We start from the raw sequence: 19,764 nt of genomic DNA, 5'->3' as shown, positions 1-19,764 counted from the left end.
CGCCCGCTAGGTTGACGACGTCGACCACAGCGCGGCCCCGACGCAGCGGCCCGCGAGAAGGAGTGCACCCGTGGACCTGAAGCTCGGCTACAAGGCCTCCGCAGAGCAGTTCGCCCCGCGCGAGCTCGTGGAGCTCGGCGTCACCGCCGAGGAGGTCGGGCTCGACTCCGTGTGGGTCTCCGACCACTACCAGCCGTGGCGCCACGTCGACGGGCACGCGCCGTTCTCGCTGTCCTGGCTGGCGGCCGTGGGCGAGCGCACCGAGCGGGTCCAGCTCGGCACCAGCGTCCTCACCCCCACCTTCCGCTACCCCCCGGCGCTCATCGCGCAGGCGTTCGGCACGCTCGGCTGCCTCTACCCGGGCCGCGTGATCCTCGGCGTGGGCACCGGCGAGGCGCTCAACGAGAAGGCGGTGCTCGGCGACTTCGAGTGGCCCGAGTTCAAGGAGCGCTTCGGTCGGCTGCGGGAGGCCGTCCGCCTCATCCGCACGCTGTGGCGCGAGGAGCGGGTGACGTTCGAGGGCGAGTACTACTCCACCGTCGACGCCACCGTGTACGACCACCCCGAGGTCGAGGTACCGGTCTACGTGGCCGCGGGCGGCCCCACTGTCGCCAAGTACGCCGGGCGGATGGGGGACGGGTTCATCTGCACGTCGGGCAAGGGCATGGACCTCTACACCGAGCAGCTCCTGCCCGCCCGCACCGAGGGCCGCGCGCTCGGCCCCTACGCCGGCCAGGAGCAGGACCTCACCATCGAGATCAAGCTCAGCTACGCCCACACCCGCGAGGCCGCGCTGGAGAACTGCCGCTTCTGGGGCCCGCTCTCGCTCACCCCGGAGCAGAAGCACTCCATCACCAACCCCGTCGAGATGGCCCGCGTCGCCGACGAGCTGCCGATCGAGCAGGTCGCCAAGCGCTGGATCGTGGCGACGACGCCCGAGGAGGTCGTGGAGCAGGTGAAGCAGTACACGGACGCCGGGTTCAACCACCTCGTGTTCCACGCCCCCGGCGGCGACCAGCGCACGTTCCTCACCGAGTTCGGCAGCGAGGTCGCCCCGGCCCTGCGGTCCCTGGTGCCCGCCGCGCAGGCCTGAGCCACGCGGGCGGGAGCGCCCGGGTGGGGCCAGGCGGTCCAGGCCGGGCGTGTGAGGCCGGGCGTGTGAAGGTAGGCGCGTGAGAGAGGTGCTGCCCGCGCTGCGGGCGTGGTGGGACGAGGGCGCGACCGTCGGCCTCGCCACCGTCGTCCACACCTTCCGCTCCGCGCCCCGACCGCCCGGCGCCTCGATGCTGGTCGGCCCCGACGGCAGCGTCGTCGGGTCCGTCTCCGGCGGGTGCGTGGAGGGCGCGGTCTACGAGGCCGCGCGCGAGGTCGTCGCCACCGGTCGCGGGCGGGTCGAGCGCTACGGCGTGAGCGACGACGACGCCTTCGCGGTCGGCCTCACCTGCGGCGGCGTGCTGGACGTCGCGGTCGAGCCGGTCTCGCGGCACACGTTCCCCGAGCTCGGCGCGCTCGTCGAGGCCGTCGCAGCCGAGCGCCCCGTGGCCACGGCCACCGTGGTCGCGCACCCCGACCCCGACCGGGTGGGGCGGCGGCTGCTCGTGGGCGAGGTGAGCGGCGGCTCGCTCGGCAGCGCACGGCTCGACGCGGCGGTCGCCGACGACGCGGCCGGCATGCTGGCGGCCGGCGCGACCGGCGTCCTGGTCTACGGGGTGGAGGGCGAGCGCCGCGGGGAGGGCTGCGAGGTGTTCGTGCACTCGTTCGCCCCGCCGCCGCGGATGATCGTCTTCGGGGCGATCGACTTCGCCGCCGCGATGAGCCGGGCGGGGGCCTTCCTGGGCTACCGCGTCACCGTCTGCGACGCGCGGCCGCTCTTCGCCACCGCCGCACGCTTCCCGCACGCCGACGAGGTCGTCGTGGACCAGCCGTTCCGCTACCTCGCCGCCGAGCGGGACGCCGGACGGCTCGACGGGCGCACCGTGCTGGTGCTGCTCACCCACGACCCGAAGTTCGACGTGCCGCTCCTCGAGGTCGCGCTGCGGCTGCCGGTGCCGCCGGCGTACGTGGGGGCGATGGGGTCGCGGCGCACCGACACCGACCGCCGCGAGCGGCTGCGCGAGCGCGGACTCACCGACACCGAGCTCGCCGCCCTGTCCGGGCCCGTCGGCCTGGACCTCGGCGGCCGCACGCCCGAGGAGACGGCGATCAGCATCGCGGCCGAGATCGTCGCCCGTCGCTGGGGCGGCACCGGCCTCCCGCTCTCGCAGCTCACGTCCGCCGTCCACCACTCCTGAGGCTCCCGGCCCGCGTCAGGCCGGATCAGGCACCACAGGGGTGAGGTGCGTGTGCTTCGGGGCCGTGCGGGGCAGAGTGGCAGGTGCGCGCTCCCCAGGGACCACACCCGACCACACACGGGCCGCGACCGGCTCCCGAGCACCTCTTCTTTTCCCCCCCCCGCAAGGATGCGAGCACCTCATGGACGACTCCTGCGGCCCTGCCCCCGGCGGGGCACCGCCCGACCGGGCGGAGCGCACCGCGCTGCTCCTCGCCGAGTGGCACGGCCTCACCGACGACCACGACACGCCCGACGGGCGGGAGACCCGCGCCGAGGTCGTGCACCTGCACATGCCCCTCGCGCGCAGCCTGGCCCGCCACTACGGCGGCCGCGGCGTCGCGACCGACGACCTCGAGCAGGTCGCCTACCTCGCCTTGGTCCACTCCGTCGACCGCTTCGACGTCCGCACCGGCGTGCCCTTCGTGGCGTTCGCCGTGCCCACGATCCGCGGCGAGCTGCGCCGGCACTTCCGCGACAACAGCTGGACGATCCGGCCGCCGCGCGCGGTGCAGGACGCCCGGTGGCGGCTGATGCGCAGCGGCCTCTCGTTCGACCGCGTGACGAGCCTCGAGGTCGAGGACGCCGCGCACGCGCTCGACGTGAGCGAGGGCACCGTCACCGACGCGATGACGGCCGGCAGCGCGTTCCACGCCGACTCGCTCGACGCCCCGGCGCCGCGGGGGGCGGCCGAGGACGGACCCGCCGAGGGCACCGGCCGCGACCTGGCGGGCACCCGCGACGAGACGGCCGACCTCGTCGACCGCCTCGCGCTGGAGACAGAGGTCGGCCGGCTGGGCACCGACGACCAGGACCTGCTCGTGATGCGCTTCGTCGAGGAGCGGACGCAGGCCCAGATCGGCGTGGCGCTGGGCGTGTCCCAGGTCCAGGTCTCCCGCCGGCTCAACCAGGTGCTGGGCCGCCTGCGCTCCCGGCTGGACGACGCGTTCGGAGCCGACTCCCTGGGGCTCCCGGACGTGCCCGGCTCCGGCGCCGCCTGAGGGCGGGCCGGGCCGGGCCGGGGCGGGGCGGGTCGGGCCCGGCAGGTGAGGTGTCCCGACGCGGGCGTCAGGCGGGCCGCAGCCGCAGGCCCTGCATGCCGCCGTCCACGTGCAGGACGGTGCCGGCGGTGGAGCCGCTGCTGGGGCCGACGAGGAACGCCACGGCGTCCCCGATCTCCTCGGGGGCCACGAGGCGGCCGTGCGGCTGGCGGGCCTCCAGCGCGGCCAGCTCGGCCGCGGGGTCCGGCGCCGACGACAGCAGCCGCTGCACCCAGGGGGTGCCGACGGTGCCCGGGGCGACCGCGTTGACCCGGATGCCTTCGCGGACGTGGTCGGCCGCCATGGCGAGCGTGAGCGAGAGGACGGCCCCCTTGCTGGCGCTGTACAGCGCCCGCTGGGGCAGGCCGGCCGTCGCCGCGATGGAGGAGACGTTGACGATGGCCGCCCGGTCGGACGCCCGCAGGTGCGGCAGGCACGCCCGGCTCACGCGGGCCATGCCGGTCACGTTGAGGTCGAGGACCCGGGCCCACTCGGCGTCCTCGTTGTCGGCGACGGTGCCCTGGGCACCGATGCCGGCGTTGTTGACGACGACGTCCAGCCCACCGAGCAGGGCGACGGCGTCGGCCACCGCCGCGACGACGCTCGCGTCGTCGGTGACGTCGCAGCGGAACCCGGTCACGCCCTCGGCCGTCGGCTCGTTGACGTCGAGGGCGACCGCCCGCGCGCCCCGCGCCTGCAGCGAGGCGATGACCGCCGCGCCGATGCCCGAGGCGCCACCGGTGACGACGGCGCGGACGCCGTCCAGCTCGTTGCTCACCAGGTCACCCATGTCAGGCCCCCTGACCCGCGCCGTGGGCGACGCACACCTGCGCCTGGCTGCCGAGGCCGTCGACCTCGAGCTCCATCCGGTCCCCGGGGACCAGGTACGGGAACCGGCCCGAGAGGGCGACGCCCTCCGGCGTGCCCGTGAGGACGACGTCGCCGGGGTCGAGCACCATGTACTGGCTGAGCTGCCACACGATCTGCTCGACGGAGAAGATCAGGTCGGAGGTGGAGGAGTCCTGGCAGGTCACGCCGTTGACCTTCGTGCGCAGGCCGAGCGCGGCGTGGTCGACCTCGTCGGGGGTGACCAGCCATGGGCCCAGCGGGGTGGAGCCGGGGACGCTCTTGCCCTTGCACCACTGGCCGCCGGAGAGCTCCAGCTGCCACTCGCGCTCGGAGAGGTCGTTGGCCACGGCGAAGCCGGCCACGTGGGACAGCGACTCGGAGGGGTCGGCGAGGTAGGACGCGCGGGTGCCGATGACCACGGCGAGCTCGACCTCCCAGTCGAGCTTCCGCGAGGTGGGCGGGACCACGACGTCGTCGAACGGGCCTGCGAGGGTGTTGGCGTGCTTGAGGAAGATGACGGGACGCTCCGGCGGCTCCGCGCCCGACTCGCGGGCGTGCGCGGCGTAGTTCATCCCGATGCACACGATCGCGCCCGGCTTGGTGACCGGCGCACCGAAGCGCTCGCCGTCCTGGGCCACCTCGAGCGGCGGCAGGTCACCGGCAGCCACCGCGGCCTGCACCCGGGCGACCGGATCCGAGCCGAGGAAGGCGCCGTCGACGTCGGCGGTCAGCGGGCGCAGGTCGAGCCAGCCCTGGGCCTCCGCGACCTGCACCGCAGGCACCTCGGCACCGAGGGCGCCGATGCGAGCGAACTTCATGATTCCTCCCAAACATCCGATTACTTCAAGCCTGCCAGGCGGCCCATTTCGGAGCCACCGGGGGTGATGCTAGCGTTATGTGAGTCACGACACGAACAAACATCGGAGCAATAAGGTGCCTGAGGAGTCCCTCGTCCGTTCGCTCACAGCCACGGATTCCCTGTTCCCCGGCCGGGTGGCCCTCGGCTGCGCGAACCTCGGCAACCTGATGGCGCCGATGGACGACGCGACCGCCCACAGTCTCCTCCAGGCCGCCTGGGACGGCGGGGTGCGCGCCTTCGACACCGCGCCCCACTACGGCCTCGGCCTGTCCGAGCGGCGCCTCGGCGCGTTCCTCGCCGACCGTCCCCGCGAGGCCTTCACCGTCTCCACCAAGGTGGGCCGGCTCCTCGTGCCCGACCCGGAGGGCGAGGGCCTCGACCTCGCGAACGACTTCCACGTCCCCGCCGACCACCGCCGGGTGTGGGACCTGAGCGCCGACGGCATCCGCCGCAGCGTCGAGGACTCCCTCGAGCGCCTCGGGCTCGACCGGATCGACGTCGCGCTCCTGCACGACCCCGAGCGGCACGACCTGGAGCAGGGCGTCCGCGAGGCGCTCCCCGCCCTCGTCGCCCTGCGCGAGGAGGGCCTGGTGAGCGCCGTGGGCGTCGGCTCCATGGACGCCGAGGCCCTGCTCGCCTGCGCGCGCACCGGGGCCCTGGACCTCATGATGGCCGCCGGCCGCTTCTCCCTGCTCGACCAGTCGGTCGTGCCCGAGACCCTGGCCGAGTGCCGTCGCCACGGCACCCAGGTGCTCGCGGCCTCGGTCTTCAACTCCGGCGTCCTGGCGCGGGAGGACGGCGACGGGCTCTTCGACTACGCCCCTGCCCCCGCCGCCGTGCGCGAGCGGGTGGCGACCCTGCGCGAGGTCTGCCGGCGCCACGGCGTGCCACTGCCCACCGCCGCGCTGCACTACCCGCTCACCGAGCCGCTGGTGGCGGCCGTGGTCGTCGCCGGCGCCACCGGCGCGCAGGTGAGCGAGAACCTCGACCGGCTCGACACCCCCGTCCCGCAAGCCCTGTGGGACGACCTGCGCGCGCTGGGCCTGCACCTCCCGTGAGCACCGCCGCCGGCGTCCCCGTCGTCGACGCCCACCTGCACGTGTGGGACCTGGCGCGCGACGGCTACCCCTGGCTGACGCCCGACCTCGGCCCGCTCCACCGCACCCACGTGGTCGGGGAGGTCGAGGCCGACCTCGACGCGCTCGGCATCGACGCCGTGGTCCTGGTGCAGGCCGAGGACAGCGAGGACGAGACCGACCACCTGCTCGCGGTCGCCGACGCCTCGGACCGGGTCGCCGGCGTCGTGGGCTGGCTCGACCTCGCCTCCCCGGGCGAGACCGCCGACGGTCTCGCCCGCCGGCTCGAGGCGGGTCGCTTGGCGCCGTGCACCGACGCCGTGGCCCGGGAGGTGAGCGGGGGCTCGGAGCGGAGGAGTCGCGGCCGACTGGTCGGCGTCCGGCACCTCGTCCACGACGACCCCCGGCCCGACTTCCTGCTGCTGCCCCCGGTGCTGGAGTCGCTGGCCCTGCTGGCGGACCTGGGCCTGCCCCTCGACGTCCCGGACGCGTTCCCGCGGCACCTGGAGCAGGTGGCCGCGGTCGCGGCGCAGGTGCCGGGCCTGACCGTCGTGGTCGACCACCTGGCCAAGCCTCCGCGCGGCGAGGACCGAGGGACCTGGCTCGCCCAGCTCGCGGCGGCCGCGCGCCACCCGGGCGTCGTGGCGAAGGTGTCGGGTCTGGCCGACGCTGTCGACCCCTACGACGCCGCCGGGCTGCGGCCCCTGTGGGAGACCGCGCTGGAGCTGTTCGGCCCCGACCGGCTGCTGTGGGGCAGCGACTGGCCGATGGACACCGCCCGCCGCGGCTACGCGGAGTCCTGCGCGCCGCTCCTCGCGCTGGCGGACGAGCTCGCCCCGGCCGAGCGCGCCGCCGTCCTCGGCGGGACGGCCGCCCGTGTCTACTCGTTGCCGAGCGGCGGCATCAGGTCCGAGAGCGGGCCGTCATAGCCGCGCAGCCACTTCTCGACGTTGAAGATGTGCGCGGTGGTGAGGGACTCCCCCAGGCTGCCGTCGCGCATCTCGAGCGCGTCCACGATGGCGGCGTGCTCGGCCAGCGTCCGCTCGGCGGCGTTGTCCTGCGTGAGGCCGCGCCACACCCGGGCACGCACGGTGCGCACCGAGAGGGACTCCAGCAGCGTGGCCAGGTAGGTGTTCCCGGCCAGACGCACGATCGAGGCGTGGAACGCCAGGTCGTGCTGGACCAGCTCGTCGACCGGCGTGTCCTCGTCGACCAGCGCCAGCTGGGCGCGCAGCTCCGCGACGTCCTCCTCAGTGATGCGGGCCGCCGCGAGCGCGACCGCGGCGGGCTCCAGGATGCGCCGCACCCCGAAGATCTCCAGCAGCGTGTCGTCGTCGTGCAGGTCGGCGACGAAGGAGACGGCCTCCAGCAGCAGCGCCGGCTCCAGGCTGGTCACGTACGTGCCGTCGCCTCGGCGGACGTCGAGCACCCGGATGACCTCGAGGGCCTTCACGGCCTCGCGCATGGAGCTGCGGGAGATGCCCAGCCGCTCGCTGAGGTCCTTCTCCGGGGGCAGCCGGTCGCCCGGCTTCAGCTCGCCCGTCGTGATCATCTGCTTGATCCGACGGATCGCGGTGTCTGTCACGGCCACGTTGTCACCCTAGGACCTTCCCCGGGCCCGAGCGGCCCCCTGCTTGACGCGACATCTGATGTTTTAGCGGGTCGTGCGACCCGGGACGAAAGAGGAGAGAGCACATGAGGATCGGCCAGCGCATCCGACTGCCCAGGGAGCACCGCGAGCGGTACCTGGAGCTCCACGCGGCAGTGTGGCCCGGGGTCGAGGCCACGCTCACCGCGGCCGGCGTCCGGAACTACACGATCTTCCTCGACGGCGAGGACCTCTTCGCCTTCTTCGAGGTCGACGGCGGCCCGGACGACGTGGCCCGGGCCCTGGCCCGGGTCGGCGAGGACCCGCTCACCCGCGAGTGGTGGACGCACACCGACCCCCTCCAGGAGCGCCTGCCCGGCACGCCCGAGGGCGAGCAGTGGAAGACGCTCACCGAGGTGTGGCACCTCGACTAGGGCTGCACGGGCCACGGCCCGGCGATCCGGGTGCCGTCCCGGACCGACGGGCCGTGGCGTCCGTGAGGCCGGCCCTCAGGTCAGCGGCAGGGTGACGACGACCGGCAGGCCGTCCTCGCCGACGCCGGTGACGCGCAGCAGCAGCCCGTCGTCCACGACCTCGGCGGTGACGTCGCCGCCACCGAGGACGGCGGCACCGGCCGGGTCGACCGCACCGGCCACGACCGGCACCACGACCTCGCCGGGCTCGCCCAGGACGACGTTGAGCACGCCGTCCCCGCGGGTGAACCGCACCCAGCCCTCGGCTGCGCCGGCGGGGTCGACCAGCTCGGGGCCGGCGACGGAGGTGCCGAAGACGGCCGCGCCGTTCCGGGCGTTCCACGCGCCGAGCGCCTCCAGCGTCTGCCGCTGGAGCGGCGGCACGCTCCCGTCGGCCGTCAGGCCGATGTTGAGGAGCAGGTTGCCGCCCTGCGCCACGATGTCGACGAAGTGCCGCACGGCACCCCCGCCGTCCAGCGTGTGCGCGGCGGTCTCCTGGGTGTTGTGGCCGAAGGAGTAGCCGATGCCGCGGCAGTTCTCGAAGACCTCGCCGCCGAGCTCCGGGGACTCCTGGTACTCGCTGGTGCGGAAGTCCCAGTGGGTGTCGCCCCAGCGGTCGTTGACCACGCCGTCGGGCACGACCTCGTAGTAGCGGTCGAACAGCGCGAGCAGGGACGTGGGTCCGGGCTCCTTACCGGCGTCCGGCCAGTCGATGTCGCCCCACAGGACGGCGGGCTTGTAGCGCTCGATGAGGTCGAGCGTCTGCTCGTAGGCGTAGTCGGCGTAGGCCTTGTCGTTCGGACGTCCCGGGAAGTCCGCCCCCACCTCCGCAGGCTTCTCCGTGAGCGCCGGCAGGCCGGTGAAGTGCCAGTCCAGGCCGCCGGAGTAGTAGGCGCCGAAGCGGACGCCGACCTTCTCCATCGCCTCGGCCATCTCGGCCACGAGGTTGCGGTGCGGGCCGCGGTCGACCGTGTTCAGCCCCTCGGAGCGGGGGGCGTCCCACAGCGTGATGCCGTCGTGGTGCTTGCTCGTGGGCACGAAGTAGCGCGCCCCCGTGCTGCGGACGAGCTCGGCCAGCGCGTCGGCGTCGAAGCTCTCGGCCTTCCACTGGTCGAGGAAGTCGTAGTAGTCCGCGTCGCCGTAGGTGGCCGCGTGGTGCTCGGCGGCCGGGCTGCCGGGGATGCGGATGGTGTTCGCGTACCACTCGGCGTAGGGGTTGCGCGCGAAGTCGCCCGGGTCCTCCTCGGAGCCGAGCTCGCCCAAGGGCTCCGCCCAGGCCGGCACGGAGTAGGCCCCCCAGTGGACGAAGATCCCGAGCTTCGCCGCGGCGAACCACTCGGGGACCGGGTGCTCCAGGTGCTGGTAGGCCTCCGGCCGGTACGAGTCGTTCTTGAACATCGCCATGGGGTCTCACCCTTTCATGTCGGCTGGGTCACAACGAGGAGCAGCGTATAGATCCGATGTCTAACTCGCTAGTCCACGCTCACAAGGGCCGAAATGTGACGGTTGACACCCGGAAACATCCGGTGTTTAGATGACGCCCGCTCCACGGACCCCAGGAGAGTGACCCTTGAGCCGCATCACCCAGATCGCGACCCGCGACATCCGTTTCCCGACCTCACGGGACCTGTCGGGCTCGGACGCGATGAACGCCGACCCCGACTACTCGGCCGCCTACGTCGTCCTGCGCACGGACGCCGGGGACGGCCTCGAGGGGCACGCCTTCGTCTTCACGATCGGCCGGGGCAACGACGTCGAGGCCGCCGCGGTCTCCCTCGTCGGCTCGATGCTCGAGGGCGAGGACGTCGAGTCGCTGCTCGCCGACATGGGCGGCACGTGGCGCCGGCTGGTGCACGACAGCCAGCTGCGCTGGCTCGGCCCCGAGAAGGGCGTCATGCACATGGCGATCGGCGCCGTCGTGAACGCCCTGTGGGACCTCAAGGCCAAGCGCGCCGGGCTCCCGCTGTGGCAGCTGCTCTCCCGGATGAGCCCGGCCGAGCTCGTGGCCCTGGTCGACTTCCGCTACCTCTCCGACGCCCTCACCCCCGACGAGGCGCTGTCGATCCTGGAGCGGGCCCAGCCCGGTCGCGAGGAGCGCGAGGCGATCCTGCTCGCGCAGGGCTACCCCGCCTACACCACCACGCCCGGCTGGCTCGGCTACTCCGACGAGAAGCTGGAGCGCCTGTGCCGCGAGGCCGTGGAGAGCGGCTTCCGCCAGATCAAGCTGAAGGTGGGCCTCTCGGTCGAGGACGACCGCCGCCGGCTGGCCATCGCCCGCCGCACCGTCGGCCCCGAGATCCGGGTGGCCATCGACGCCAACCAGCGGTGGGACGTGGACGAGGCCATCACCTGGGTCAACGCCCTGGCGGAGTTCGACATCGCCTGGGTCGAGGAGCCGACCAGCCCCGACGACATCCTCGGCGCGGCCCGGATCGCGCAGGGCATCGCCCCGCTCCCGGTCGCGACCGGCGAGCACGTCGCCAACCGCGTCATGTTCAAGCAGCTGCTCCAGGCGGACGCCCTCCAGGTCCTCCAGATCGACGCCACCCGCGTCGCGGGGGTCAACGAGAACGTCGCGATCCTCCTGCTCGCCGCCAAGTTCGGCGTCCCCGTGTGCCCGCACGCGGGCGGGGTCGGCCTCTGCGAGGCCGTGCAGCACCTGTCCATGCTCGACTTCGTGGCTGTCTCGGGCAGCCTCGACGGCCGGTGCATCGAGTTCGTGGACCACCTCCACGAGCACTTCCTGGAGCCGGTCGACATCCAGGACGGCCACTACCGCGCGCCCAAGGCGCCGGGGGCCGGCACCGAGATCGACCCGGAGTCGCTCTCGCGCTTCTCCTACCCCGATGGTGCGGAGTGGACCTCCACCGAGCACCAGCTCCCCACCCTGTCGCCGACGGTGGCGTCAGGTCCTCACAACAGTGGAGTGGTCAACTCATGAAGAACCGCACAGTCCGCCTCGCGGCCGTCGCCTCGGCGGCCGTCCTCGCCCTGTCGGCCTGCAGCTCGGGATCGTCGGCCAGCTCGCAGAGCGCCGACGACCTGACCTGGGCCATGTGGATCTCGGGCACCGCCGACCAGAACGCGTGGCAGGAGGTGGCCGACGCCGTCTCCGACGACGGCGGCCCGACCGTCACCATCCAGGGCGCCCCGTTCACCGACTACTGGACCAAGCTGCGCACCCAGCTCAGCTCCAGCGACGCGCCTTGCATCGTCACGGTCCAGAGCCTCCGTGCGGCGAACTACACCGACCAGCTGATCCCGCTGGACGACCTGGTGAAGGAGGACGGCGTCGACCTGTCCGGCTTCGACACCACCGCGCTCGACGGCATGACCGTCGACGGCAAGCTGTACGCCCTGCCCTACGACACCGGGCCGCTCCTGATGTTCTACAACAAGGACATGTTCAAGGCCGCCGGCGTCACCCCCGAGCCCGGTTGGACCGTCGACGACTTCGAGGCCGCGGCGGCGAAGCTCAAGGCCAACGGCGACAAGATCCTGGCGACCTCCGACGAGGACCTGAACCTGGAGTCGCTCATCCTCGCCTACAACGGCGGCCGGGTGATCACGGAGGACGGCGACCTCGACGCGACCAACGCGAAGTTCGCCGAGGGCCTGGACTGGATCAACTCGCTGGTCGAGAAGGGCTACGCCACGCAGGCCCAGGCCGACAGCACGGCCGACGACACCGCCTTCGTCAACGGCCAGGCCGGCACGTACATCGACGGCCCCTGGTCGATCATCAACCAGAAGGGCGTCGTCGACTTCGACCTCGGCGTCACCACCATCCCGGTGGGCGACTCCGACGCCGGCACCTTCAGCGCGGGCTCCGGCTTCGGCATCTCCTCGCAGTGCAAGTACCCCGAGCAGGCGTTCGAGGCGATCCAGACGATGACGAGCGAGCAGGTCCTCACCTCGCTCGCCGAGGAGGGCCGGGCCCTGCCGTCGCGGACCAAGGCGCAGTCGGCCTGGTTCGAGACCGCCGGCATCGACGGTCTCGACAACGTCCTGAAGACCGCGCTGTCCACCTCCGTCCCGCTGCCCGGCAACGCGGACTCCGACCAGCTCTCGCAGCTGTTCGCGCAGTACGCCCCGCCGGCCATCAACGGCCAGCAGACCGGCGAGGAGGCCATGTCGGCCATCGCCTCCCAGCTCGGCTCCTGAGGCTGCAGCAGACACACTGATCGACCCGTCCCGGGGGAGGCGCACGCACGCCTCCCCCGGGGCCCGTACCGGAGGGAGAGGTGCTGTGGCGACGTCCACGCCCCAGTCCACGAGACCGACGACGACGGGGGGCCGCCCCTCGGGCGCCCCGCGGAAGGGGGGCCCCGCCCACGGCGGCCGCCCCCGACGGCGGGAGGGGACCTCCAGCGGGTGGGGCTGGGGGTTCTCCGCCCCGCACCTGATCGGCCTGGCCGTCTTCACCGCGCTGCCGATCATCATGACGGTGACGGTCAGCCTCTTCGACTGGCCGATGCTGGGCGACCGCTCGTTCGTGGGGCTCGCCAACTACACGAGGCTGCTCGGTGACCCGATCTTCCGCGAGGTCATCCGCAACACCGCGGTGTTCACGCTGCTCTACGTGCCGCTCAACCTCGTGGTCTCGCTCGGGCTCGCGGCGTGGCTGACCCCGCGCATCCGGCACCGCCACGTCTTCCGCGTCATCTTCTTCATCCCCACGGTGACGCCGATCGTGGCGAACGCCGTCGTGTGGCGCTTCCTCTACCAGCCCGACGGCCTCATCGACGCGACCACGCAGACGGTGGCCGGCGTCTCCGCGCCGAACTTCCTCGCGGACGACCGCTTCGCGATGCTCGCCGTGGTCGCCATGAGCGTGTGGCAGGGCTTCGGCTACAACATGCTCATCTTCTCGGCGGCCCTGGACTCCGTGCCGGAGAGCCAGCTCGAGGCCGCGCAGCTGGACGGCGCGGGCGCCTGGACCCTGTTCTGGAAGATCAAGTTCCCGATGATCTCGCCCTCGGTCTTCTTCGCCACCACGATGACGCTGATCACCTCGTTCCAGGTGTTCATCCAGCCGTTCATCCTGACCAAGGGCGGGCCGGGCTCCTCCACGCTCACCCTGGTCCAGTACATCTACAACGAGGGCTTCCAGTACCAGCAGCTCGGCCTCGCCTCGGCCGCCGCGTGGATCCTGTTCGTCATCATCCTCGGCCTCACCGCCGCGCAGTTCGCCGGCCAGAAGAAGTGGGTGCACTATGAGTGACCTGGCCACCCGTCCCGCCCCCGGGGGGACCGCCCCGCACGCCGGGCAGGCCCCGCGCAGCGACGGCTCCCACCGCGTGCGGCACGTCGTCTCCTACGTCGTGCTCTGCCTGGTCGCGCTGGCGTTCCTCTCGCCGCTGATCTACATGGTCGCGACGTCCTTCAAGCCCCGCGCGGAGGTCCTCTCGACCCCGCCGTCGCTGTGGGGCAGCGAGTTCCGCTGGCAGAACTACGTCGAGGCGTTCACGTACTTCCCGTTCGCCCGGTTCATGGTCAACGGGATCGTGGTCGCCGCCGTCGGCACGGCCATCAACCTCACTGTCTCCGCCCTGAGCGGCTACGCCTTCTCCCGGCTGCGGTGGCGCGGGCGCAACCTCGTGTTCGCGGTCTTCCTGGCCACCCTCATGGTCCCGCAGGACGTCCTCGTGGTGCCGATGTACGTGCTCATGCAGCAGGTCGACTGGGTCGACTCCTACCAGGCGCTCATCGTGCCGTGGGCCTTCACCGCGCTGGGGGCGTTCATGATGCGGCAGTTCTTCCTCACGCTGCCCCAGGAGCTCGAGGACGCCGCGAGGGTCGACGGCGCGGGCACGATCCGCACGTTCCTCTTCGTGATGCTGCCGCTGGCCCGGCCCACCATGGCCGTGCTCTCGGTGTTCTCGTTCATCACCTACTGGAACTCGTTCCTGTGGCCGCTCATCGTGGTCAACGACGTCAACACGTTCGGCACGATCCCGCTGGGCCTGCAGTCGTTCTTCGGCCAGCAGGGCAGCCAGTGGAACCTCGTCATGGCCGCCTCGGTCATCTCGATGGTGCCCACGGTCGTGCTCCTCGTCCTGCTCCAGAAGCACCTGGTGCGCGGCATCGTCACCAGCGGCCTCGGCGGCCGCTGAACGTCGCCCGTCAGCACCGCCGCCGCAGGTCAGCACCGCCCGCCGCACGCACGAAGGCCGCCCACCCCGCACGGGGTGGGCGGCCTTCGTCGTCGCGCGGCTCACGCGTCGAGGCGGGTCACCTCCGCTCGACGAGCACCCGCACGTCCCACGGGCCCAGCAGCAGCGTCTCGCCCGCTGCCACCGCGCCGGTGGTGCCCTCGCCCAGGACGTCGACGAGCGCGGCCGGGGCCGTCACCTCCGTCGGCTCCCAGGAGAACTGGTGGACGACGTGCACCCGCTCGCCGGCCGCGTTCCGCCCCGTGTGGACGGTGACGCTCGGCGGCAGGTCGCGCCAGCCGGAGACCGGCCCGCCGACGAGCCCGAGCAGGTCGCGCATGACGTCGGCGCCCAGCACCGGGTCGGGCAGGGTCCCGACCGTCGTCACCGTGCCGGCCCCGTGGGCACGGCGGGTGAGCGCGGGCCAGCGGCCGAAGTGCGGGTGGTCGTAGCCGAGCAGCACCTGCGCGTCCGAGCCCTCCTCCAGCTCGAGGCCGTCGACCCACTTCGCCGCCGCACCGCCCTCGGTGAGGGCGATCCCGCCCTCGACCGGCGCGACGGCGAGGGGCGCCACGAGGTTGGAGTACTCGTCGTAGGAGACGCCGGCCGCCGCGGTGAGCCCGGCCGGGCCGCGCGCCACCCGGGCGCGGGAGAGCTGGTCGGCGTAGAGCGAGCGGGGCCCGAGCACGAGGTGGCCGCCGGCCGCCGCGTAGGCGTCGAACCAGGCCGGGGCGGCGTCGTCGGAGAGGTAGTAGCCCGAGACCACGAGCAGCGGGTGCTCGGCCGCGGCCTGCGCCGGGTCCTGGGCCAGCAGCCGACGGGCGTGGACGATGGTCGACTGGCCGCCGGCGTCCACGGTGCCCCGGTAGAAGGGGTCGACGAGCCGGGAGTAGGAGTGCGGGTCGGGCGAGCCGTCGGGACGGCACAGCACGGCGTACTTGGAGAACAGCCACTTGCTCGGGACGTCCCAGAGGATCGTCACGTCGGCCTCGGGGCGGTAGCCCTCGAAGACGCCGGACGCGGCCTTGAGCTCGGCCCCGATCCCGGCGAGCTCCCGGTAGGTGCGGCCCGGCTCGCCGGTGTGCGGCAGGACGCCGCCCCAGTAGGTCTCGGCACCGAAGGTGTTGGTGTTCCAGTGCCAGTACTCGATCATCCGGGCGCCGCGCGAGACCAGCGCCCAGGCCGCCTGGCGCCACTGGCCGTCGAAGGCGGGTCGGGTGTCCCACGGGAAGCCGATGTGGCCCGCGGTGGTCTCGGTGACGAGGAACGGCTCGCGCTTGGAGGAGTACAGCCGGTCGCCGGACTGGAAGAGCGACCAGGCGCCGTGCCGGGTCCAGGACTGGTCGGGGTCGCGGTGGTCGGGCCGGGCCAGGTCGTCCTGCATCCCGTAGTAGGAGTTGCCCGAGTTCACCGACAGCGACTCGGTCACGAGGTCGTCGTCCAGGCCGGGGCGGGCCTGGTCGAGGCAGGTGGTGACGAACTGGTCGGGCGAGGTGTACTCGCGGGCCAGGTCGGCCTGCCAGGCGATCATCTCGTCGACGAGGCGGCCCTGGAACGCGCGCCAGGCCACGTCGTACTGCGGCTGGACGTTGCCGTCCGGGCGCCACAGGTCGGCCCAGGTGGAGAGCCGGTGGGACCAGTAGACGAGGCCCCAGGCGTCGTTGAGCGCCTCGACGGTGCCGTACTCGTGGCGCAGCTCGTCGGCGAAGCGCTGGAAGATGCCCTCGTTGAAGAGGATCTCCGCGCCCGGCTCGTTGTCGACCTGGACGCCGATGACGCTGGGGTGGTCGGTCCAGCGCGCGAGGATCGCGCGGCACACGCGCTCGGCGTGGAACCGGAACGCGGGGTGGGTGAGGTCCACCTCCTGACGGGCGCCCCAGCCGATCCGCTGGCCGGTGGCCCGCTCGCCGGTCATCTCGGGGTAGCGGCGCACCAGCCACGGCGGGATGGCGTAGGTGGGGGTGCCGAGCACGACCTTGATGCCGCGGGCGTGCGCGGCGTCCAGCACGGGGCCGAGCCACTCGAGCTCGAAGCGGCCGTCCTCGGGCTCCCACGTCGACCACACCGACTCACCGACGCGGATGACCGTGACGCCTGCCTCGACCATGAGGTCGAGGTCGCGCTCCATCCGGTCCGGCGCCGCGCCGTGGGGCTGGTACTCGGCGTAGTACGCCGCACCGAACAGGAGGGTGTCGGGCAGGTGGGACATCAGCGATGGCTCCTCGGGGCGGGCGGCCGGCAGGGTTCCGGACCGCATTGTTAGCGCTCACATGGTGAGGTGGTGGGCGTCACGTGTCAACGCCGGCGCTCGCCACGTCCGCGCCGACGGGCGCCCGCCACGAGAGCAGCAGCGACTCCAGGTGGGCCGCCATGTCGAGCGACCGGTCGTAGAGCCACATGTTCTGCAGGCCGTCCATCGTGGCCACGAGCAGCGCGCCCGCCACGTCGGGGTCGAGGTCCGCGCGCAGGTCCCCCTCGGCCACCGCCGCGGCCAGCGCCCCGGACATCGCCGCGCGCACCCGGACGTAGCGCTCGGCGGCGTAGGCGTGGGCGGCGTGGTCGACGCCCATGGCCTCGGCGAGGACCTGGACGTAGAGCTCGACCAGGCCCGCGACGTCCGCGTTGTGGCGCACGAGCGCGGTGAGCCCGTCGGTGAGGCGGTCCAGCGCGGGGCCGGCCGCCGGCATGAACCGCGTGGAGTCGGCGTCGCGGGCGGCGAGGACGGCGGCGAACAGCTCGTCCTTGGAGCCGAAGTGGTGCATGAGGCCGGTCGGGCTGATGTCCGCGGCGGCGGCGATCTCGCGCACCGTGGCCCCGCTCGGCCCCGCACGACCCACCACCTCCAGCGCGACCTGCAGGATCTCCTCCCGCTTGGCCGCGCCCTTCGCGTACTGCCGCCGGCCCGTCATGCGCCGCACTGTAACGGGATCTTCCGCCAAGAAACAGAACGCTGTACTGTTTTTTGGTAGCCCCGGTCACACCGCCTCCCCGGCGGGTGGTGGCCGCGCACGCACCTCTCCCCGACGCGAAGGAGCCCCGGATGGGTCCCACCGACAGCCCGCACACCGACCTCGCCGCCATCAGCGGCCTCACCCTGGAGGAGAAGGCGTCCCTGGGCTCGGGTGCCTCGTTCTGGCGCACCAAGGCTGTCGGCGACATCCCGGACGTCGTGGTCAGCGACGGCCCGCACGGCCTGCGCAAGCAGGAGGAGAAGGGCGACCACCTCGGCATGGGCGGCTCGCTGCCCGCCACCTGCTTCCCGCCCGCCGCCGGGCTCGGCCAGACCTGGGACACCGACCTGGTGCACCGCGTCGGCGAGGCCCTCGGCGACGAGTGCCAGGCCGCCGGCGTCCACGTGCTGCTCGGCCCCGGCGTCAACATCAAGCGCTCGCCGCTGGGCGGCCGCAGCTTCGAGTACTACTCCGAGGACCCGCTGATCAGCGGCTCCATGGGCGCCGCCTGGATCAACGGCATCCAGAGCCGCGGCGTCGGCGCCTCGCTCAAGCACTTCGCGCTGAACAACCAGGAGGACGACCGGATGCGGTCCTCCTCCGACGTGGACCCGCGCCCGATGCGCGAGATCTACCTGCGCGCCTTCGAGCGGGCCGTCCGCGACAGCCAGCCGTGGACCGTCATGTGCTCCTACAACCGGGTCAACGGCGTGCTCGTCTCCCAGAACGCCTTCCTCCTCGCCGAGGTGCTCGTGGGCGAGTGGGACTACGAGGGCCTCGTGGTCTCCGACTGGGGCGCCGTGGCCGACCGCCCGGCCTCCACCGGCGCCGGGCTCGACCTCCAGATGCCCGCCGACGGCGGCCTCTCCGACGCCGCGGTCGTGGACGCCGTGAAGGCCGGCGAGCTCGACGAGGCGGCCGTGGACCGCGCCGCCGCCCGCGTGGCCGGCCTCGCTGCCCGCGCGCACGCCGCGGCCCGCCCGGACGCCACGTTCGACGTCGACGCCCACCACGAGCTCGCCCGCGAGGCCGCGGCCCGCTCGATCGTCCTGCTGCGCAACGACGCCGTCGACGGCGCACCGCTGCTCCCGCTGGCCGGCACCGGCTCGATCGCCGTGGTCGGCGAGCAGGCCCGCACCCCGCGCTTCCAGGGCGGCGGCAGCTCGCACGTGAACCCGACCCGCCTCGACGTCCCCCTCGACGAGGTCGTGGCCGCCGCCCCCGGCGCCCAGGTCACCTTCGCCGCCGGCTGGGCCGCCTCGATGGAGCCCGACCAGGCGCTGGTCGACGAGGCGGTCGCCGCCGCGTCCGCCGCCGACGTCTGCGTGCTCTTCCTCGGGCTCACCGACGGCATCGAGTCCGAGGGCTACGACCGCACCGACCTCTCCCTGCCGGCCGACCAGCTCGCCCTGCTCGCCGCCGTCACCGCGGCGCAGCCGCGCACGGTCGTCGTGCTCACCCACGGCTCGGTCGTCGACGTCGCGCCGCTGGCCGGCGTCCCCGCGATCCTCGACGCCGCGCTGCTCGGCCAGGGTGGCGGCAAGGCGATCGCCGACGTCCTGCTCGGCGCCGTCAACCCGTCCGGCCGCCTCACCGAGACCGTCCCGCTGCGCCTGGCGGACACCCCCGCCTACCTCTGCTTCCCCGGCGAGCACTCGCACGTGCGCTACGGCGAGGGCCTCTTCGTGGGCATGCGCTGGTACGACGCCCGCGAGATGGAGGTGGCCTTCCCGTTCGGTCACGGCCTCTCCTACACGACGTTCCGGACCGAGGGCCTCTCGCTGGCCGCCGACGACGCCGGCCTCACCGCCACCGTCACGGTGACCAACACCGGCGACCGCGCCGGCCGCGAGGTCGTCCAGGCCTACGTCGGCCTCCCCGGCTCGGCCTACCAGCGCGCCGTCCGCACCCTCGGCGGCTTCGCCTCGGTCGACCTCGAGGCGGGCGCGAGCGCGACCGTCGAGATCCGCATCGAGAACCGCGACCTCGAGGTGTGGGACCCGCGCGTGGACCACTTCGTGCTCGAGCCCGGCGCCTACTCCGTGTGGGTCGGCGCCTCGAGCCGCGACCTGCCGCTGGAGGGCTCGGTCGAGCTCGCCGGCGAGACGGTGCTGCTGCCGCTCACGCTGGAGTCCACGCTCAAGGAGGTGCTCGCCGACCCGGTGGCCGGCGCCGGCATCACCGACGCCCTGCCCTTCGCCAAGGGGATGGCCGAGAGCGGCAACGACGACGCCAGCCTCGGTGCCGACATGGCCGAGATGATGGGTGCGATCCCCGTCGGCCGCCTGCTCGGCTTCGCCCCCGGCTCCGACCCGGCCGCCGTGAAGCAGGGCCTCGTCGACCTGCTCGAGAAGGCCAACGCCGCGCACTGACGGCCCGGGCGAGAAGCCCCGTCCCGACAGCCCCCACCGCCTCGGCGGTGGGGGCTGTCGGCGTCGTGGGGG

At 73.2% G+C, this 19,764-nt stretch carries 17 protein-coding genes; 11 read left to right on the top strand and 6 right to left on the bottom strand.

Annotated features, from left to right (window positions below; translation table 11 throughout):
• The first annotated feature begins 70 nt into the window (after window positions 1–70).
• From fgd to E8D37_RS17250, 3 genes are all read left to right on the top strand, one after another.
• Window positions 71–1,093 (top strand): glucose-6-phosphate dehydrogenase (coenzyme-F420), encoded by a 1,023-nt coding sequence (fgd, locus tag E8D37_RS17260; protein ID WP_136571069.1) that lies wholly within the window; start codon window positions 71–73, stop codon window positions 1,091–1,093.
• A 79-nt stretch (window positions 1,094–1,172) separates the two neighbouring features.
• Window positions 1,173–2,291 (top strand): XdhC/CoxI family protein, encoded by a 1,119-nt coding sequence (locus E8D37_RS17255; RefSeq protein WP_136571068.1) that lies wholly within the window; start codon window positions 1,173–1,175, stop codon window positions 2,289–2,291.
• 181 nt (window positions 2,292–2,472) lie between these two features.
• The gene (locus E8D37_RS17250; protein WP_136571067.1) at window positions 2,473–3,330 is read left to right on the top strand and encodes a sigma-70 family RNA polymerase sigma factor; all 858 of its coding nucleotides are present in this window, start codon (window positions 2,473–2,475) and stop codon (window positions 3,328–3,330) included.
• A gap of 67 nt (window positions 3,331–3,397) precedes the next feature.
• On the opposite strand, the gene E8D37_RS17245 is transcribed toward E8D37_RS17250, so the two are convergent.
• A complete protein-coding gene (locus tag E8D37_RS17245) occupies window positions 3,398–4,159 on the bottom strand; it encodes an SDR family oxidoreductase (protein WP_136571066.1) in 762 nt (253 codons plus the stop codon).
• A 1-nt stretch (window position 4,160) separates the two neighbouring features.
• Window positions 4,161–5,036: a fumarylacetoacetate hydrolase family protein gene (locus E8D37_RS17240; RefSeq protein WP_136571065.1), complete on the bottom strand. Its 876-nt coding sequence runs from the start codon at window positions 5,034–5,036 to the stop codon at window positions 4,161–4,163.
• A gap of 115 nt (window positions 5,037–5,151) precedes the next feature.
• Here E8D37_RS17240 and E8D37_RS17235 point away from each other — a divergent pair, with 115 nt between their 5' ends.
• Entirely contained in the window at window positions 5,152–6,135 is a 984-nt protein-coding gene (locus E8D37_RS17235) for an aldo/keto reductase (protein ID WP_206055827.1), read from the top strand.
• The gene (locus E8D37_RS17230) at window positions 6,132–7,082 is read left to right on the top strand and encodes an amidohydrolase family protein (protein WP_136571064.1); all 951 of its coding nucleotides are present in this window, start codon (window positions 6,132–6,134) and stop codon (window positions 7,080–7,082) included. The genes E8D37_RS17235 and E8D37_RS17230 overlap by 4 nt, the downstream gene beginning before the upstream one ends.
• Here the strand turns inward: E8D37_RS17230 and E8D37_RS17225 are convergent.
• Window positions 7,034–7,744 carry a FadR/GntR family transcriptional regulator gene (locus E8D37_RS17225; protein WP_136571063.1) on the bottom strand — a complete coding sequence of 237 codons (711 nt, stop codon included), beginning with the start codon at window positions 7,742–7,744 and terminating at the stop codon, window positions 7,034–7,036. The genes E8D37_RS17230 and E8D37_RS17225 overlap by 49 nt on opposite strands.
• Before the next feature lie 104 nt (window positions 7,745–7,848).
• Here E8D37_RS17225 and E8D37_RS17220 point away from each other — a divergent pair, with 104 nt between their 5' ends.
• The gene (locus tag E8D37_RS17220) at window positions 7,849–8,175 is read left to right on the top strand and encodes an L-rhamnose mutarotase (protein ID WP_136571062.1); all 327 of its coding nucleotides are present in this window, start codon (window positions 7,849–7,851) and stop codon (window positions 8,173–8,175) included.
• Between the two features lie 75 nt (window positions 8,176–8,250).
• Here the strand turns inward: E8D37_RS17220 and E8D37_RS17215 are convergent, their stop codons facing one another.
• Window positions 8,251–9,618 (bottom strand): alpha-L-fucosidase, encoded by a 1,368-nt coding sequence (locus E8D37_RS17215; RefSeq protein WP_136571061.1) that lies wholly within the window; start codon window positions 9,616–9,618, stop codon window positions 8,251–8,253.
• A 166-nt stretch (window positions 9,619–9,784) separates the two neighbouring features.
• Here E8D37_RS17215 and E8D37_RS17210 point away from each other — a divergent pair, with 166 nt between their 5' ends.
• The 4 genes from E8D37_RS17210 to E8D37_RS17195 all read left to right on the top strand — a co-directional run bounded on the left by E8D37_RS17210 (window position 9,785) and on the right by E8D37_RS17195 (window position 14,330).
• Window positions 9,785–11,155 carry an L-fuconate dehydratase gene (locus tag E8D37_RS17210; RefSeq protein WP_136571060.1) on the top strand — a complete coding sequence of 457 codons (1,371 nt, stop codon included), beginning with the start codon at window positions 9,785–9,787 and terminating at the stop codon, window positions 11,153–11,155.
• Complete coding sequence (locus tag E8D37_RS17205) at window positions 11,152–12,378, top strand: sugar ABC transporter substrate-binding protein (RefSeq protein WP_136571059.1); 1,227 nt, start codon at window positions 11,152–11,154, stop codon at window positions 12,376–12,378. Before E8D37_RS17210 ends, E8D37_RS17205 begins: the two co-directional genes overlap by 4 nt.
• A gap of 85 nt (window positions 12,379–12,463) precedes the next feature.
• On the top strand, window positions 12,464–13,438 hold the full coding sequence (locus E8D37_RS17200) for a sugar ABC transporter permease (RefSeq protein WP_206055826.1): 975 nt from the start codon (window positions 12,464–12,466) through the stop codon (window positions 13,436–13,438).
• On the top strand, window positions 13,431–14,330 hold the full coding sequence (locus tag E8D37_RS17195; RefSeq protein ID WP_136571058.1) for a carbohydrate ABC transporter permease: 900 nt from the start codon (window positions 13,431–13,433) through the stop codon (window positions 14,328–14,330). Before E8D37_RS17200 ends, E8D37_RS17195 begins: the two co-directional genes overlap by 8 nt.
• Before the next feature lie 118 nt (window positions 14,331–14,448).
• Here E8D37_RS17195 and E8D37_RS17190 read toward each other — a convergent pair whose 3' ends face one another.
• Window positions 14,449–16,578: a beta-galactosidase gene (locus E8D37_RS17190; protein ID WP_136571057.1), complete on the bottom strand. Its 2,130-nt coding sequence runs from the start codon at window positions 16,576–16,578 to the stop codon at window positions 14,449–14,451.
• A gap of 79 nt (window positions 16,579–16,657) precedes the next feature.
• Window positions 16,658–17,278 (bottom strand): TetR/AcrR family transcriptional regulator, encoded by a 621-nt coding sequence (locus E8D37_RS17185; protein ID WP_136571056.1) that lies wholly within the window; start codon window positions 17,276–17,278, stop codon window positions 16,658–16,660.
• Between the two features lie 131 nt (window positions 17,279–17,409).
• On the opposite strand from E8D37_RS17185, the gene E8D37_RS17180 reads away from it, so the two are divergent.
• A complete protein-coding gene (locus E8D37_RS17180) occupies window positions 17,410–19,692 on the top strand; it encodes a glycoside hydrolase family 3 C-terminal domain-containing protein (protein ID WP_136571055.1) in 2,283 nt (760 codons plus the stop codon).
• Window positions 19,693–19,764: the final 72 nt, after the last annotated feature.

Origin of the sequence: Nocardioides sp. GY 10127 (genome assembly GCF_004919085.1) — a bacterium.
GTDB lineage: Bacteria > Actinomycetota > Actinomycetes > Propionibacteriales > Nocardioidaceae > Nocardioides.
This window is presented reverse-complemented; position numbering and strand designations above follow the sequence as displayed.